This is a genomic window from Pseudomonas sp. Pseusp49, assembly GCF_059491875.1.
Genome location: NZ_CP168514.1, coordinates 4,222,946 through 4,238,949 on the forward strand (window position 1 = coordinate 4,222,946; position 16,004 = coordinate 4,238,949).

At 54.7% G+C, this 16,004-nt stretch carries 16 protein-coding genes and 3 pseudogenes; 6 read left to right on the top strand and 13 right to left on the bottom strand.

Annotated features, from left to right (window positions below; translation table 11 throughout):
* Positions 1 to 20: 20 nt before the first annotated feature.
* Positions 21 to 179, top strand: coding sequence for a hypothetical protein (locus tag ACEN83_RS18860; protein WP_495578047.1), 159 nt, complete (start codon positions 21 to 23; stop codon positions 177 to 179).
* 115 nt (positions 180 to 294) lie between these two features.
* Here the strand turns inward: ACEN83_RS18860 and ACEN83_RS18865 are convergent, their stop codons facing one another.
* Together ACEN83_RS18865 and ACEN83_RS18870 are read right to left on the bottom strand one after the other, a co-directional pair.
* Positions 295 to 492 (bottom strand): YbdD/YjiX family protein, encoded by a 198-nt coding sequence (locus ACEN83_RS18865; protein ID WP_008051268.1) that lies wholly within the window; start codon positions 490 to 492, stop codon positions 295 to 297.
* A 14-nt stretch (positions 493 to 506) separates the two neighbouring features.
* Complete coding sequence (locus ACEN83_RS18870) at positions 507 to 2,564, bottom strand: carbon starvation CstA family protein (RefSeq protein WP_102702207.1); 2,058 nt, start codon at positions 2,562 to 2,564, stop codon at positions 507 to 509.
* A 331-nt stretch (positions 2,565 to 2,895) separates the two neighbouring features.
* Between ACEN83_RS18870 and ACEN83_RS18875 the strand changes: the two genes are divergently transcribed.
* From ACEN83_RS18875 to ACEN83_RS18895, 5 genes are all read left to right on the top strand, one after another.
* Complete coding sequence (locus tag ACEN83_RS18875; RefSeq protein WP_007970877.1) at positions 2,896 to 4,260, top strand: cache domain-containing protein; 1,365 nt, start codon at positions 2,896 to 2,898, stop codon at positions 4,258 to 4,260.
* Positions 4,261 to 4,294: 34 nt separating this feature from the next.
* Entirely contained in the window at positions 4,295 to 4,927 is a 633-nt protein-coding gene (locus ACEN83_RS18880; RefSeq protein WP_015095659.1) for a response regulator, read from the top strand.
* A 249-nt stretch (positions 4,928 to 5,176) separates the two neighbouring features.
* A complete protein-coding gene (locus ACEN83_RS18885) occupies positions 5,177 to 5,656 on the top strand; it encodes a phage infection protein (RefSeq protein ID WP_495578048.1) in 480 nt (159 codons plus the stop codon).
* Positions 5,657 to 6,525: 869 nt separating this feature from the next.
* A complete protein-coding gene (locus tag ACEN83_RS18890; RefSeq protein WP_165824793.1) occupies positions 6,526 to 6,687 on the top strand; it encodes a hypothetical protein in 162 nt (53 codons plus the stop codon).
* Positions 6,688 to 6,740: 53 nt separating this feature from the next.
* Positions 6,741 to 7,331, top strand: a complete 591-nt coding sequence (locus ACEN83_RS18895) for a helix-turn-helix domain-containing protein (protein ID WP_162130295.1) — start codon at positions 6,741 to 6,743, stop codon at positions 7,329 to 7,331.
* A 115-nt stretch (positions 7,332 to 7,446) separates the two neighbouring features.
* Here the strand turns inward: ACEN83_RS18895 and ACEN83_RS18900 are convergent, their stop codons facing one another.
* From ACEN83_RS18900 to ACEN83_RS18950, 11 genes and pseudogenes are all read right to left on the bottom strand, one after another.
* The gene (locus tag ACEN83_RS18900) at positions 7,447 to 7,947 is read right to left on the bottom strand and encodes a hypothetical protein (RefSeq protein WP_495578049.1); all 501 of its coding nucleotides are present in this window, start codon (positions 7,945 to 7,947) and stop codon (positions 7,447 to 7,449) included.
* Positions 7,948 to 8,365: 418 nt separating this feature from the next.
* Positions 8,366 to 8,689: a hypothetical protein gene (locus ACEN83_RS18905; protein ID WP_495578050.1), complete on the bottom strand. Its 324-nt coding sequence runs from the start codon at positions 8,687 to 8,689 to the stop codon at positions 8,366 to 8,368.
* Positions 8,690 to 8,759: 70 nt separating this feature from the next.
* Positions 8,760 to 9,299, bottom strand: a complete 540-nt coding sequence (locus ACEN83_RS18910) for a hypothetical protein (RefSeq protein WP_495578051.1) — start codon at positions 9,297 to 9,299, stop codon at positions 8,760 to 8,762.
* Positions 9,300 to 9,591: 292 nt separating this feature from the next.
* Positions 9,592 to 10,035 carry a DUF6386 family protein gene (locus ACEN83_RS18915; RefSeq protein ID WP_495578052.1) on the bottom strand — a complete coding sequence of 148 codons (444 nt, stop codon included), beginning with the start codon at positions 10,033 to 10,035 and terminating at the stop codon, positions 9,592 to 9,594.
* A 276-nt stretch (positions 10,036 to 10,311) separates the two neighbouring features.
* Positions 10,312 to 10,542 carry a hypothetical protein gene (locus ACEN83_RS18920; RefSeq protein WP_495578053.1) on the bottom strand — a complete coding sequence of 77 codons (231 nt, stop codon included), beginning with the start codon at positions 10,540 to 10,542 and terminating at the stop codon, positions 10,312 to 10,314.
* A 254-nt stretch (positions 10,543 to 10,796) separates the two neighbouring features.
* Complete coding sequence (locus ACEN83_RS18925) at positions 10,797 to 11,393, bottom strand: hypothetical protein (protein WP_495578054.1); 597 nt, start codon at positions 11,391 to 11,393, stop codon at positions 10,797 to 10,799.
* A 53-nt stretch (positions 11,394 to 11,446) separates the two neighbouring features.
* A pseudogene (locus ACEN83_RS18930) lies at positions 11,447 to 11,656 on the bottom strand (RHS repeat protein); the annotation flags it as partial.
* A gap of 235 nt (positions 11,657 to 11,891) precedes the next feature.
* Positions 11,892 to 12,239 (bottom strand): DUF7716 domain-containing protein, encoded by a 348-nt coding sequence (locus tag ACEN83_RS18935; protein WP_495578055.1) that lies wholly within the window; start codon positions 12,237 to 12,239, stop codon positions 11,892 to 11,894.
* A 61-nt stretch (positions 12,240 to 12,300) separates the two neighbouring features.
* Positions 12,301 to 12,990 (bottom strand): annotated as a pseudogene (locus ACEN83_RS18940) (RHS repeat domain-containing protein); the annotation flags it as partial.
* Positions 12,991 to 13,133: 143 nt separating this feature from the next.
* Complete coding sequence (locus tag ACEN83_RS18945; RefSeq protein ID WP_495578056.1) at positions 13,134 to 13,730, bottom strand: imm11 family protein; 597 nt, start codon at positions 13,728 to 13,730, stop codon at positions 13,134 to 13,136.
* Between the two features lie 10 nt (positions 13,731 to 13,740).
* A pseudogene (locus ACEN83_RS18950) lies at positions 13,741 to 15,864 on the bottom strand (RHS repeat-associated core domain-containing protein); the annotation flags it as partial.
* Positions 15,865 to 16,004: the final 140 nt, after the last annotated feature.

Sequence of the window (16,004 nt, forward strand, 5' to 3'; positions counted from 1 at the left end):
TTGCCGCGAGAGGTTGCGCCATGTACCTCAAAGCCATTGTCATCTGGGTATTGCTGGCGATCATCGTTGTCGCCGTGCTCGCTCGCCTGGTGCATAACGCCAAGGTCGCCGACCGGGCGCTGAAGATCGCCAAGCCGGATCATCAGCCTCGCGGGCGAAAGAAGGACAAGGCCCCATGACTGACCCGGGGCAACAGGGACGGCGACGATTCGGATCGCCGCGCGGCCTCAATCACCCGGGGCTTTGCTGCAGGCAATAAAAAACCGGCCTTTCAGCCGGTTTTTTATTGTTCACTCAGCAGCACTTGGGTCCGGCTTTACTGCCGTAACGGGCTTCCTGGCGCTCGCGGAAGAACGCCTCGTAGTCCATCACCGGTTTGTCCGGGTGCTTGCTCTGCATGTGCTCGACGTAGTTGTCGTAGTCGGGCATGCCGACCATCAGGCGCGCGGCCTGACCGAGGTATTTGCCCAGGCGACTCAGGTCATTGAACATGCTGCCCTCCTCGCCTATGCATTCGGCAGCGCCTGGAATGGCGCTTCTTTATCCGTACGCTCCTTGCTGCCCCAGGCGGCGATACCGACCTTGAGCGCGAAGAACAGGATGCTGAACACCACGAACAGGAACAGCGCAGTCAGCGTGGCGTTGGTGTAGGCGTTGAAGATCACATGCTGCATCTGCTCGATGCTCTTGGCCGGGGCCAGCACCTGACCATTGGCCAGGGCATCGCTGTACTTCTTCGCCAGGGCGAGGAAGCCGATCGCCGGGTTGGCATCGAACAGCTTGATGAAGCCGGCGGTGGTGGTGCAGATCAGCAACCACACAGCCGGCAGCAAGGTGACCCAGGCATAACGCTGGCGCTTCATCTTGATCAGCACCACGGTGCCGAGCATCAGCGCGATACCGGCCAGCATCTGGTTGGAGATGCCGAACAGCGGCCACAAGGTGTTGATGCCGCCCAGCGGGTCGATCACGCCCTGGTACAGCAGATAACCCCACATGGCCACGCAACCGGCGGTGGCAATCAGGTTGGCGGTCCAGGACTCGGTGCGGCGCAGGGCCGGCACGAACGAGCCGAGCAGGTCCTGAAGCATGAAGCGCCCGGCACGCGTACCGGCGTCGACTGCGGTCAGGATGAACAGCGCTTCGAACAGGATCGCGAAGTGGTACCAGAACGCCATGGTGTTCTCGCCCGGCAACAGCTGGTGCAGGATCTGCGCGATCCCCACCGCCAGGGTCGGCGCACCGCCGGCACGGGCCAGGATGGTGGTTTCACCAATGTCATGGGCCACTGCTTGCAACGCTTCCGGTGTGATCGCAAAGCCCCAGCTGCTGACGGTTTGCGCAACGGCCACCGCATCGGCGCCGACCACGGCCGCCGGGCTGTTCATGGCGAAGTACACGCCTGGATCGATCACCGACGCCGCGACCATCGCCATGATGGCCACGAAGGATTCCATCAGCATGCCGCCGTAACCGATGTAACGGGCATGCCCCTCATTGGCGAGCAACTTCGGCGTAGTGCCGGAAGCGATCAGCGCATGGAAACCCGAGACCGCGCCACAGGCGATGGTGATGAACAGGAACGGGAACAGACCGCCCTTCCAGACCGGGCCGGTGCCGTCGATGAATTGGGTCAGGGCCGGCATTTTCAGCTCGGGCATGGTCACCAGGATGCCGATGGCCAGGGCGACGATGGTGCCGATTTTCAGGAAGGTCGACAGGTAGTCACGGGGCGCCAGGATCAGCCACACCGGCAACACCGCGGCAACGAAACCGTAGCCGATCAGCATCCAGGTGATCTGGATACCGGTAAAGGTAAAGGCCTTGGCCCACACCGGATCCGCGGCAATCTGCCCGCCGAGCCAGATCGAACCGAGCAGCAACAGCACGCCGATCACCGAGATCTCACCGATGCGACCCGGGCGGATGTAGCGCATGTAGATGCCCATGAACATCGCGATCGGGATGGTTGCCATCACCGTGAAAATGCCCCAAGGGCTCTCGGCCAGGGCTTTCACCACGATCAGCGCCAGCACCGCGAGGATGATGATCATGATCAGGAAGCAGCCGAACAACGCGATGGTGCCGGGGATGCGGCCCATTTCTTCACGGACCATGTCGCCCAGGGAGCGGCCGTTGCGGCGGGTGGACATGAACAGGACCATGAAGTCCTGCACCGCACCGGCCAGCACCACGCCGGCGATCAGCCACAGCGTGCCGGGCAGGTAGCCCATCTGCGCCGCCAGTACCGGACCGACCAGCGGACCTGCACCGGCAATGGCCGCGAAGTGGTGACCGAACAGCACGTGTTTGTTGGTCGGCACATAGTCCAGACCGTCGTTATTGAGCACAGCCGGCGTGGCCCGAGTGGGATCGAGCTGCATCACTTTATTGGCGATGAACAGGCTGTAGTAGCGGTAGGCAACGAGGTAGATGGCGACGGCTGCGACTACGATCCACAGGGCGTTGATCGCTTCGCCGCGGCGCAGGGCCACGACACTCAGCGCAATCGCTCCCAGGACAGCCACGGCAAACCAGGCGAGGTGTTTAGCCAGACGGGGCATAGCGTGTCTCCTGCCGACAGCCAGTGACTGCGGCGGTAATTTTTATAATTGTGTCCGCGGAGCGGAGCTGGCCCAATATCTGCGCATGCCGTCCACAAATAAATCCGCGTTACTACGTACGTGGCGTCTACGTAGTACTACGTAGACGCCACCTGCATAGCCGCAATACCGACCCTGTAGGAGCTGCCGAAGGCTGCGATCTTTTGACTTTTTTGGGTATCAGCATCAAAAGATCGCAGCCTGCGGCAGCTCCTACAGAAGCGTATCTTTGGCATATGATGCCGGCCCCGCCGTCCCTCGGTCGGGCGCAAGCGCGGGGACAGGAGTAGAGATGCAGCTCAAACACAAGATCGTCGCCCTCGGGATTCTGCCGCTGGTGCTGGCCATTGCCGTCATCTGCGCGCTGGTGATTTCCCTCAACCGCCAATTGGGCGATCAACAGGCGCAGTTGATCGAAGACAGCATTCTGGCGAGCAAACGTGCGGAACTGAAAAACTACGTGGAAATGGCCCAGAGCCTGATCGCCCCGCTGTACGACGACGGCCATGGCGACGCCCGTGCCCAGCAGCAAGTGCTGGAAGAATTGCGCAAGCTCAGCTTCGGCATCAACGGTTACTTCTTCGTCTACGACCACGAAGGCCGCAGCCTGATGCATGCGCGCCAGTCGGACCTGGTGGGCCAGTATCTGTGGGACATGAAGGATCCCCACGGCCTGCCGGTGATTCAGGCGCTGCTGAAAAGCGCGCAATCGGGCGAAGGCTTCCAGCGCTACGCCTGGAACAAACCCTCCTCCGGCCAGGTGACCGACAAACTCGCCTACGTGGTGATGCTCGACCGCTGGGGCTGGATGCTCGGCACCGGCATCTACCTCGAAGACGTCGAGCGCGCCACCCAGCAGGCCCGTGCCGAAGTGGCCATGGGCATCCGCAAGACCATGATGGCGATTGCCGTGGTCGCACTGGTCGCTGTGCTGTTCGTCTTCGCCACCGGCATGACCCTCAACGTCAGCGAGCATCGCCTGGCGGACAAGAAACTGCAGCGCCTGACCCAGCGCATCGTCAGCCTGCAGGAAGAGGAACGATCCCGGGTGTCCCGCGAGTTGCACGACGGCGTCAGCCAGGTGTTGGTCTCGATCAAGTTCCAGTTCGAACTGGCCAGCCACCTGCTGGAAAGCGGACAAGCCCGGGACAAGGGCCTGAACACCTTGAAGGACGCCACCGAACGCCTGGGCGATGCCATCGGTGAAGTCCGCAGCCTCTCCCATGACCTCCGCTCATCCTTGCTCGACACCCTCGGCCTGCCGGCGGCCATCGGCCAATTGGCGGCAGAGTTCGAGCAGCGCAGCGGGCTGACCGTGACCTACGACGAAAATGAATTCGACTGCCAACTGGTCGACGGCGCGGCGGTGTCGCTGTTCCGCATCGTCCAGGAAGGCCTGACCAATATCGAACGCCACGCCCAGGCGAAGCACGTGTCCATTACACTGCGCGGCTGCGACGAGTCCGTGCGGCTGACGCTGGTCGATGACGGCATCGGTTTCAACGTCGCCCAGGTCGAACGTCGTCAGGCCGGCATTGGCTTGCGTAACATCCGCGAACGCGTCGAACATTATGGCGGGCGCTTCGACTTGATCTCGATGCCGGGCAGAAGCGAGCTGGACGTACGACTGCCGATGAAGCCTGGCGCAAAACACTGAGCCGGCCCCACCACTACAAGAGTGAATAGCTGCGATGAACCTGCCCTCCCCGATCCGCATCGCCCTGGTCGACGATCACTCCCTGGTGCGCGACGGCATCAAGGCACTGCTGGCCGTGATGTCGCCCCTGGAAGTGGTCGGCGAAGCGGAAAACGGCGCCGACGCCATCGACATGGTCGGGCGCTGCCAGCCGGACCTGCTGCTGGTCGACATCAGCCTGCCGGACATGAACGGCCTGGAACTGACCCGCGTGCTGCGCAGCCAGTACCCGTCGCTCAAGGTGCTGGTGCTGAGCATGTACGACAATTACGAATACGTCAGTGAATCGGTGCGCTCCGGCGCCAGCGGCTACGTACTGAAAAACGCCCCGTCACGGGAAATCATCGCCGCCATCGAAGCCATCACCAGCGGCGGGACCTTCTATAGCGCCGACATCGCCCAGCGGCTGATCGCCGACAAGAACACCGACAACGAACTGACCCCGAGGGAAAGCCAGGTGCTGTCGAAGATGGCGCAAGGCTTGAACAACAAGGAAATGGCCCGGGAGCTGGACATCAGCGTGCGCACGGTGGAGACACACCGTTTGAGCATCCGGCGCAAGCTCAACATCGACAAGCCGGCGGCGCTGGTCAAATACGCCATCGATCACGGCCTCATATCCCGCTGACACCCCGCCCCCCCCGTGGTCACTGCAAAAACCTGTGGGAGCGGGCTTGCTCGCGAAGGCGGTGTGTCAGGCGACAACATTGCTGGCAATGCCGACGCCTTCGCGAGCAAGCCCGCTCCCACAGGGGGGGCACCGAATCATCCATTGACTGCATCAATAGTCACCATCAACTCAATGAAGTTCTCATAAAAAATCCACGGCGTAACATCTGCTCCATACCAACCCATAAGCACCCCGGAGCACACGATCATGAAACGCCAGACCCTCCTCAGCATCGCTTTCTCGGTTTTCGCAGTTAACGCTTTCGCCGCAACTTCTGCTCAACCTGTGGTCGCTGAAGGCGGCTCGGATCGTCTGATTGAAAGCCGTGTGGCTGAAGGTGGTTCCGATCGCCTGATCGAAAACCGCGTCGCCGCCGATGGTTCCGACAAGTTGATGGAGAACCGCGTCGCTGAAGGTGGCTCTGACAAACTGCTGCAGAACCGCGTTGCTGAAGGTGGCTCTGACAAGCTGCTGCAGAACCGCGTTGCTGAAGGTGGCTCTGACAAGCTGCTGCAGAACCGCGTTGCTGAAGGTGGCTCCGACAAACTGCTGCAGAACCGCGTTGCTGAAGGTGGCTCTGACAAACTGCTGCAGAACCGCGTCGCTGAAGGTGGTTCCGACAAACTGCTGCAGAACCGCATTGCCGAAGGTGGCTCGGATCGTCTGATCCAGAATCGTGCGGCATAACTAATCGCTGCAACACAACGCCCAACAAAAAACCCGGCCTGATCAGCCGGGTTTTTTCATGTTTGTTTGGGGGCTTTCACTGGTTTGGAGGTCACTTCACTTTCTGCGCGGGCACGTTCCCTTGTGGGAGCTGGCCTGCCAGCGATGGTCGTTAACGATAACGCGGGTGACCTGGATAAACGCGGCGCACTGGAGTCCATCGCCAGCAGGCTGGCTCCTACAGTAATTTCAGCGTGGACATGGTCCCCTGTGGGAGCTGGCTTGCCAGCGATGGTCGTTAACGATTACGCGGGTGACCTGTATAAACACGGCGCACTGGAGTCCATCGCCAGCAAGCTGGCTCCTACAGTAGTTTCAGCGTGGGCACGGTCCCCTGTGGGAGCTGGCTTGCCAGCGATGGTCGTTAACGATTACGCGGGTGACCTGTATAAACGCGGCGCACTGGAGTCCATCGCCAGCAAGCTGGCTCCTACAGTTTCAGCGTGGGCATGGTCCCCTGTGGGAGCTGGCTTGCCAGCGATGGTCGTCAACGATTACGCGGGTGACCTGTATAAACACGGCGCACTGGAGTCCATCGCCAGCAAGCTGGCTCCTACAGTTTCAGCGTGGGCATGGTCCCCTGTGGGAGCTGGCTTGCCAGCGATGGTCGTCAACGATAACGCGGGTGACCTGCATAAACGCGGCGCACTGGAGTCCATCGCCAGCAGGCTGGCTCCTACAGGCATTGCGTTGACACTTCACAGACACCAGAAACCGCCCACATAAAGATCAAAAAGAAATTAATAAATAAAAATTAAGTATTTATCGTTATAAAAATAGAAGCGTACCCTCCAGTCATCCCGTCATTCATCACCACAGTGAAGTGCCCCATGAATCCGACTGACAACCTCATCGATTTCGCCAGCTACCGCAAACGCAAACAAGCTCAGCAACGGGCGCGGGCCATGTGGGAGATGTACGCACGCAACGCCGGATTACAGGCATTCCAGTGGGTTCAGGCGTCTCGGTCTGCCGAGACACGTCAGGCGTGAACGCGCACGAACCCTCGCGCTTTCTGATAAGCGCGGACGAGCCTGTGCTGGACCTGAACAATCCGGATGCCCCTGAAGAGGACCCGATCTGCGAACGGGTAGCACAAAATCTGCTGCGTCTGCGAGGCAAGCGCCATCTGTCCCTCGATGCCCTGGCCCGACAGTGCGGCGTGAGCCGTGCCATGTTGGCGCAAATCGAATCGGGGCGCAGCGTGCCGTCCATCAAGGTGCTGTGCAAAATCGCCAAAGGCTTGAAGGTATCGGTGGCTGCGTTTCTGGAGCATCGGGCCTTCGAAGGTGTGGCCGTGCTGTCGGCGAGCCAGAGCAAACGCCTGGTCAGTGCCAACGGCGCTTTTGTCAGCCGCGCCCTGTTCCCCTTTGACGTGGCGCGCCAATCGGAATTCTACGAGCTGCGCCTGAGCCCGTTGGGAGAAGACCATTCCCAGGGCCATGGCCCAGGCGTCCAGGAAAACCTGGTGGTGGCGCAGGGTGTGCTGGAAATCAGCGTCAACGACGAGCGTTACCTGCTGTCCACGGGGGACTCGATCCTGTTTTATGCCGACCAGCCCCACCGCTATCGCAACCCCGCCGACAGTGAAGCGGTGGCTTATCTTGTAGTGACCTACCCGGAACGCCTGGACTGAAACGACCTTGCTCGCGATGGGCTCAAGGCTGACGCGTTTTTTCAGAAAACCCGCGTCATCGTTGACGTCCATCGCGAGCAAGCTCGCTCCTACAGTTACAGGTCCAGTGCAGGGATCAGCAGGTGCAGCACATCAACGGCATGCCGTTGCAGCTCATCATCATCGGCATGCTGCAGTCGTTCATCATTTTCATCATCAGCGCGCAGCAGCTTTTCATCATGTCCATGTTCATGCCGGCCATCGGCATGATTTTGCACATCATGCCGTCAGCCATCATGGTGCATTCCATCACGCACTTCATCGATGGCATCGGCATACCCATCATCGGCATTGGCATCATCATGTTCATCATCGGCATGGCCATGCTCGCCTGGGACATGCACATCATGCTCATGTTGCCGCAGTGCATCATCATCGGCATGCCGCAGTTCATCATCATCTGCATCATTTCAGCGCTGTTCTTGAACATGGCCATGTCCATGCCAGCGGCCGGCATCATCTTGCACATCATGCCGTCGTCCATCATGTCGCAGGACATGGTCGCCATCATCATCGGCATGCCCATCATCGGCATGGTGGCGTTCATCGGCATTTGCATCTGCATGGCATTCATCATGGTGTTGCTCCCTGAAGGACTGGATAGTTGGGCGAAGCTGATGGAGGCCGATTCTAGGGAATCGGCCGAGCGCAACAAGCTGGCGATCGAACAGCCAAAGTCGATGTCGGGGCAGTCTTAACGAGGCAGGCAGGACGATTGTTTCTGCTGTGACGAACAATCGGATTCGATCACGGACAAGGTAAAAGCCATGACGCGGATTAATCGGTTATGGATATGCAGATTGCATCTATATAAATAGCGGAAAGAAATAATCGTTCTAACCGGAGTGACAATCTTTCTCTCCAGGTTAATGATTGAGTCGCAGGCAAAAACGCGACTTCACGGATTGTCAGAAGCTCTACCACCGCTCCACAAAAAAAACCGGCCTGATCAGCCGGTTTTTTGTATTGCTCAGCCTGATGGTGCCCTGAGATTCTCAGGCCAGGCTCTCGACAGTCTCACCGCTGCTCGCCCGTTGAGCATCCAGCAGCACATCCAGCGTCGTGAGGAACACTTCATGACTCATGATGCCGGTGCACACCGTTGATAGAATCTGATTCCCCGCCTCGTCTTTCAGAGTGACCTTCTCACTCCAGGCGTTCAAATTGACTGAAGCAAGGGCCGACACCGGGACTTTACGTCCGTCAACTTCCAGAAACTCGCGTATCACGTAAAGCACGATGCCTGCACGGTAATAACCCAGGCTGTCTTTCTCGGCGCTATCAACGGCTGTCTGGGTATTTATCTTCTCCATAGTCATATAAAAATACATCTACTTCCGAAACAAAAAACACCATTTCAATACAACCTCCGCACACCTCACAGCCCCTTCAACAACTCCGAGCAACTTCCTTAAAAGCGAGCCCTCTTAGGCCTAGTGACTCTACAGCGTCCTTGAAAACTTGACTGACATATAGCACTTGCGGATTTTCAGGAATGCGGAAAATTTCACCCATGTAACTCTCTGGAACTTTTAACACCGCATTATAAACGACGTAACCACCCTCCCCCCTATCATAATCGGATTGATCAATATCAAATACATTTGATAGAAGCTCGGCAATGAATATTGCGACATCCCCTGCGCGTGGCCCGAGCAGCTTAACCCTAGGAAAAACCCGCAAAAAATCAAGCGCATCATATGCTTTTTCCGAGACAACCAAGATCGGCCTGAAAAAAGTAAAAAAATCAGAACGTGCCGACTTATTGTTATCATCACTATTATATACGACACAAAAAGCCTGTCTTTCAGACTCTAAAATCACTTCACCATATGCCAGCTTTGTAGCGAATCCCTGCAGACTTTCCACCTGATCCGCATCGATCAATGTTTTGTATTTATCATCTTGCGTTATTGAATAAAGCTTCATAACCACCCAACTTTTTAGTTAACCAACGCAATCAGGCGAATCACCGGAGCGTACTCGTTGCGGATGTACACACTAGACGTCCTAACGAATGCTCAGCAGTCTCCAGGCGGTGCGGGCAATATGCAGGAAGTGGCCTACAGTATTAAGGTTAAAAGCCACTCTGAAAATCAGAGCCCCAAACAAACCATTACCCCCTAACCAACTCCGACTCTAACGAAACAACTGACAATAAGCCCTAAGGTTTGACAAGCGCCCCGACTCCGATACGTCAGACAAGATAAACAATATCACGCTAAATCCTTATCGAGTCCGCAAGGTCATTAGTTTTTTTCATCGATGATTGAAAAGCCAACTCTAGCACATCCCCTGTTTTTTTATATTTCATCAAATAGCTCCCCGGCTTAAAATCAACTACCACCCCTTGAATAGAGTCAGAGCCATCAGGCTCAAGATCTCCACCAGTAGTATCTTCACCTGCGCCGACGAACACTTGCCCAGAAGGAAAACCAAGGTACAAGACTCCGAAATCCGCAGCTATATCATCGACAATTGCTATTTTGTAACTACCATCCTGCCCCAACCCCAAAAAAGCTACATTCCCCTCATTAATCTCTTGAATTTCATCTTCAACGATACTCCACCAATCAGGAGTGTCCGACATCCTATGCCTTATAGCTGCAAGGTCGAATATTGCGACTGTTGCAGTATCAGTAACGATAGTAAATTTTTGAGCCATAAATTTATTACTTGAAATTATCGAGATAATTTTATCACCTAGGTTGCTGACCTGCTTTCCTGGCGGTTTTTTTTCAAGAAGTCACCAGTATCTATCCCATTACTTAGAACAAAATCATTCAATGCAACCGGATCAAAAATAACGATCCCAGGTTGAAATATCTCAATTTTTGCTACGCTTTTCGTCCACAATCTCCTACCGACGAAAAACTGCTGAGTACAAACCCCTTCAATTTAACTCAAAAAAACTTTCCAAGAACTCGTTAAAACTTGCCCACTAGGGCTTGAGCCTCCCCTGTTTGAACTCAGCCAATGAGTCACCAAGAGTAAGCTCAACCACCTCGCCAGTTAGCTTATTATAAAAAAAACCACTCTCACCTTCAAAGCTATCCAATGGAAGATACTCTAAAGGTACTCCGAGCGTTTCATGGGTTCGTTTCAGCGCCAAATCAAAATTAGTATTTTTTGAAAACCAACAAATTTGATATATCTCTTTGCCGCGGCTCATAAAAGTCGGCCCATCCTCAACATGAAGATAAAACTGACCGAAATCGCTAGACGCATCAACGTCTATTTTTTTAGCTCTATTTCATAGTCAGCACTGACGTCAGCGTACCACCAGCCTTTCTGCCTACAGAAATCCATTACTTTTTTCGAAATCATATATTCACCCACAACTCACAGATCCGCTAGAACGCCCTCAGGTTGCTTAGCACGCCGTATTCATAGACCAACATCTACCCACCATATAAAAATCGGCTTCTAGACATGTGAATATATATCTACCTCTTTACCATCACTCAAGAAAAAGAGCCTTGCAACAGTCGAATCAATATTATATCCAGCCTTGATTACGGTACCAGCGACACCATTACTCGCCAATAAAACAACCTCTTTAACTCTGTCCTCCTCCCAGCTATATCGATATGCCCAATACTCCATATCCCCATCTACTCGACAAGCTCTTAGAACCTTCCCATCTTTTAGCTCTGCTATCTTTAGCCAAAGGATCTCATTATGTTTATTTTTCCGAAGTGAAAATAATAGACCTCCAAAAGACCTAAAAAACTCGAACTCATCCAGCAAGCCTTGAGAATTATAACTTTCAATTCTTACTACTTGACCATCACAAAGAAAATACTTAGATACGTTCTTTTTACTGGTCGGTTCCTTATCAATAATTTTTGATGGAGTAACACCCGCCATTTCGAGCTCCAATGGAATTATCGTATAACATGGCCCCTTAGAAAAAGAAATCTCCCCATGAGCAGCATCATCAACAAACTTAGCGCAAAAACTCTCGTCGCTAATTTTAGTCAACGCCTCGTCCTTAAGCACCAGCAAATCTGAATAATTCATACTTAACTACCTTTTGAAATTAACACCTTCACCGAGGGATTTCTTAATAGCACGCTCGGCAGACGCTGGATCGACAGCAGGCGATCAGCGTCGTCGTACACGTAATCCTGACGGGCATCGGCATTCAGTTTGGCCAGCAGCCGGCCAATGCTATCGCGCTCGAATTCGGTGCGGCGCTGTGGCCCTTCGCCGTAGCCGGTTTCGTCGACCTGGGTCAGATGCCCGCCGAGGTTGTAGCTAAAGCACCGGATCAGGTTACCAACTCAATAAAAAATGGTTTAGGAAGCTCCCAAACCATTCCAAACACATAATTTTAAGGAGCTATACAAACACCACCCACCAAAGCCTCAAAAAGACATCAAAGTACAACGCCAAAACTTCAGAAAAGCCATACTACCTAATTGAAACCCCTCCCTTTATTCGATCAACTGCAAGTCGAGCATTAAAGCCAACAACGACTTTACCCCCTCCAACGCACTTACACCCTTCAACACACCACTAATTCACTTCCATAAAATCGTCATTTTCAAGATAGTAATTAAGCGCAGCCACCACTTTAACTATATTTGCAGATACCTCCTGCTCGAGAACATTCCTCAGCACATCATTAAACTGCTGACCATAATAAATTAACTCCAATTCATTCGCCGCCACAAAATCACTGTAAACTTCAACATCTCCAGCCATTTCAGGATATGCATCCAAATAAAAAACAAGCTCTGGAGTTATAGTTCCAACATCATCTTCAACGTACACACACAGATCATCAATTATAACATCACCCGCTTGCACGGCCTCAATCACAGCAGCAATCGTTACAGGCTCTTTAACCTTTAATATACTCATCAACATGTTCCTTTTAGTGGCTGTCCAGCCTTACCATTAAGTTTACCTTTACGTCCCTCTTTCGCAGGCCTTGCCATAAAAAGTGCTTCTGCTCGGTCCGACCGTTGATCTCTGAAACCGTGGCAACCCGCCGCCCTAGGCTGTCGCACCGATACGAACCGGTACTTACGAGCTTGCCATTGACCAACGTCTGAGCCCGGACTAGCCGATTCTCACAGTCATAACGAAACGTCTGCAGCGTGCCCATCCCGCTGTGCTTTTCAATCAGGTTGCCCCACGCATCGTAGGCATATTCCTGATCCCGCCAGCGCTTGAGGCGGTTGTCCTTGACGTGGTCAAACTGGCTGGTGTTGAAGTTCAGCCGGTTCACCGCCGCGTCGTAGCGGAATTCTTCACTGTCGATCAACTGGCCGGTGTCGCGGCTGTGCAGCTGGCCGTTGGCTTCGTATTGGTACTTGATCTCGCCGCGCAGTTTGTCGAGGGTGCGGGTCAGTTCGCCGGCCGGGTCGTAGTGGTGACGGCGGTGGATCGGGTTGTAGGCGTGTTCGACCAGCAGGTCGGGCTGGATGCCGGGGTTGTGGATGCGCGAGAGTTTTTCCGCCGGCAGGCGCGAGGCGAACTGCCAGCTCTTGCGGCCCATCGCGTCGTAGCCGAAGCAGCTGGTGAGCGTGCCCTGGGTGCGCAGGACTTCGCGGTGCAGGTCGTCGCGCTCGATGTCGCTGATCAGCTGGCCGTCGAGGTTGAGTTGGTTTTACCGTTGACCTCTGAAACCTTGGCAACCCGCCGCCCCAGGCTGTAGTACCGATACGGCCCCGTACTTTCCAGCCTGCCATTAACCAGCGTCTCAGCCCGGAACAACCGATTCTCACCGTCATAACATTCGGCTTCGTCTAACTAAAAATCATCCCAGGGCGCATACCGATAATCATTATCTATTTTTTTAAAGGTAAGACCATGGATTCTCTTATTAATACACTCATTAAGGAAGCGAGCAGAACATACAACCTCATGAATCTCTTCAAAATAGAACAAATCAGAATCAACACTTTCCGAAACTACAAGCTTATCAATACGTTCATAAGTTGAACCCCTCAAATCGAGAGCGCCTGACTTCACATTACTATCCAGCACGAAAGAGGAACTATCCAAATCCATAGCTCTCAGCCTTTCGACAACGGCGAAGAAAAAATATGACTTATCTTGCTTAGCCACCCCCGGAGTAAAAAGTTCAACCGGCCTGCTAACATACTTGCACTCAAAAACATCGCAGACAGCCAAAAAGTCTTTGGACGCCAAAAAATGATCCGGCAACCAATCTGCCGTTAATTGGGGAACATCAGCCATTGCTCGATAGCAGTCGCTTAAGGCACCTTGCTCTGGGTTTTCGGAGGGATAATGGAAGGTTGGCAAATCGGGAACCCAACTCAAATCAAAAAAAAATGGCGCACCCTCACCATCCGGCTCATAACTAATAATATATATATCTTTCATTTTTCCACCTTTAAAGCAACCGACCAGTTATGGCATCAAGTTTAAATAGCCCGCCTTCTAGACCCTGAGCAGCCCACGTTTGAACATTTTTCACGCCAAGCGCCCGATCTATATCAGTCAAATTATTTAGGTTATTGTTAAGTTTCACCAACTTGTTTTTTACAGCTTCAGTGTACTGACCGTGATTCGACCAGTGCCCCGGCATGCCAGTAGTTTTGGCTAGATCTTTTGAGCCAGGTAGAAAAATCCCATTGGACGCCCCATCCGGATCCCAACCAATTTTGTTCAGCCTACCAAACATTTTTTTGAACTGAGTACTTTTTATCAGCTCTTCGGGTATCAAATGGTGATTTGCCATTCCATCGCCGGTACGTGCTCCCATGTTGTTACCTAACTTCGTAGAACACCAACCTAATGGATCAACCCAGTTATTAGGGCTTGGTGCATACGAGTAAAAATTCATGCCTCCTGATAAAGAAATCGGATCCTGCGTAACAAACCGCCCCACCCCCGGATCGTAATACCGAAACGTGTTGTAGTGCAGCCCCGTCTCGTCGTCGAAATACTGCCCCTGAAACCGCAGGTTCTGCTCGACTTCATTGACCGTCAGCTTCTCAACCGAACCCCAAGCCTTGTACGTCGCCTGCCAGACAATGCTCCCGTCCGCGTCAGTCATCTCCAGCGGCGTACCAATCTGGTCGGTATGGAAGTAGTAAAGCTGCTGCTCTTCACCCTCCGCCTGGTCCACACGCGCCAGCGGCGCATAACTCCCCGGCTCATACAGGTACAGACTGCTCCGCCCCGGACTTTCCTCACGCAGCATCCGCAGGCCTTGCCACAAAAAGTGCTTCTGCTCGGTCCGACCCTTGACCTCTGAATCCTTGGCAACCCGCCGCCCCAGACTGTCGTACCGATACGAACCGGTACTTTCCAGCTTGCCATTGACCAACGTCTCAGCCCGAACCAGCCGATTCTCACAGTCATAACGAAACGTCTGCAGCGTGCCCATGCCGCTGCGTTTCTCAATCAGGTTGCCCCACGCATCGTAGGCATACTCCTGATCCCGCCAGCGCTTGAGGCGGTTGTCCTTGACGTGGTCGAACTGGCTGGTGTTGAAGTTCAGCCGGTTCGCCGCGGCGTCGTAGCGGAATTCTTCGCTGTCGATCAACTGGCCGGTGTCGCGGCTGTGCAACTGGCCGTTGGCTTCGTACTCGTACTTGATCTCGCCGCGCAGTTTGTCGAGGGTGCGGGTCAGTTCGCCGGCCGGGTCGTACTGGTGACGGCGGTGGATCGGGTTGTAGGCGTGCTCGACCAGCAGGTCGGGCTGGATGCCGGGGTTGTGGAGGCGCGAGAGTTTTTCCGCCGGCAGGCGCGAGGCGAACTGCCAGCTCTTGCGGCCCATCGCGTCGTAGCCGAAGCAGCTGGTGAGCGTGCCCTGGGTGCGCAGGACTTCGCGGTGCAGGTCGTCGCGCTCGATGTCGCTGATGAGCTGCCCGTCGAGGTTGAGTTGGTGCAGGTGGCCGCTGCCGTAGTACAGGTGATTGAGGTGTTGGCCGGTGGGCAACGTCAGCGTGGTGAGGTTGCTCAGTGGGTCGTACTCGTAGGACAAGGTGCCTTGCGCCGTAGTCTCCTGGATCAGGCGGCCGAGCAGGTCGTAGGAGAATTCGAGGGTTTCTTCGCTGACGCCGAGTTGCTTGCCCTGCGCGCTCGGCAGGCGCTGGATCGACAGCAGGCGATCAGCGTCGTCGTACGCGTAATCCTGACGGGCATCGGCATTGAGCTTGGCCAGCAGCCGGCCAATGCCATCGCGCTCGAATTCGGTGCGGCGTTGTGGTCGTTCGCCGCGTTCGCCGTAGCCGGTTTCGTCGACCTGGGTCAGATGCCCACCGAGGTTGTAGCTGAAGCGCCGGGTCAGGTTGTCGATGCGTTTTTCTTCGACCAACCGGTCGGACGCATCGTAGGCGAACTGGTACGCCGCGTTGTTTTCGTTGATCAGTGCCGTCAGGCGAATCGCCGGGTCGTACTCGTAGCGGATGCGCTGGCCCTTGGCGTCCTGGCGGCTGCTCGGCAGGTCCCGGGCGGTGCGTAGCAGGCGCGTGGTCTGGCCTTTGCCGTCGGTGCCAGGGACTGGCTGGGGGCTGCATGTTCATGGCGTGTATTCTGTGCCCCCACCACTAGGAAATTTGCTGTCCGGATTAATCTAGATTCTTAAAGAGCGGACAAACTAGCCAACTTAAAAAATCTTAAAATTCGTTATTTTCGTAGTAAAATTTA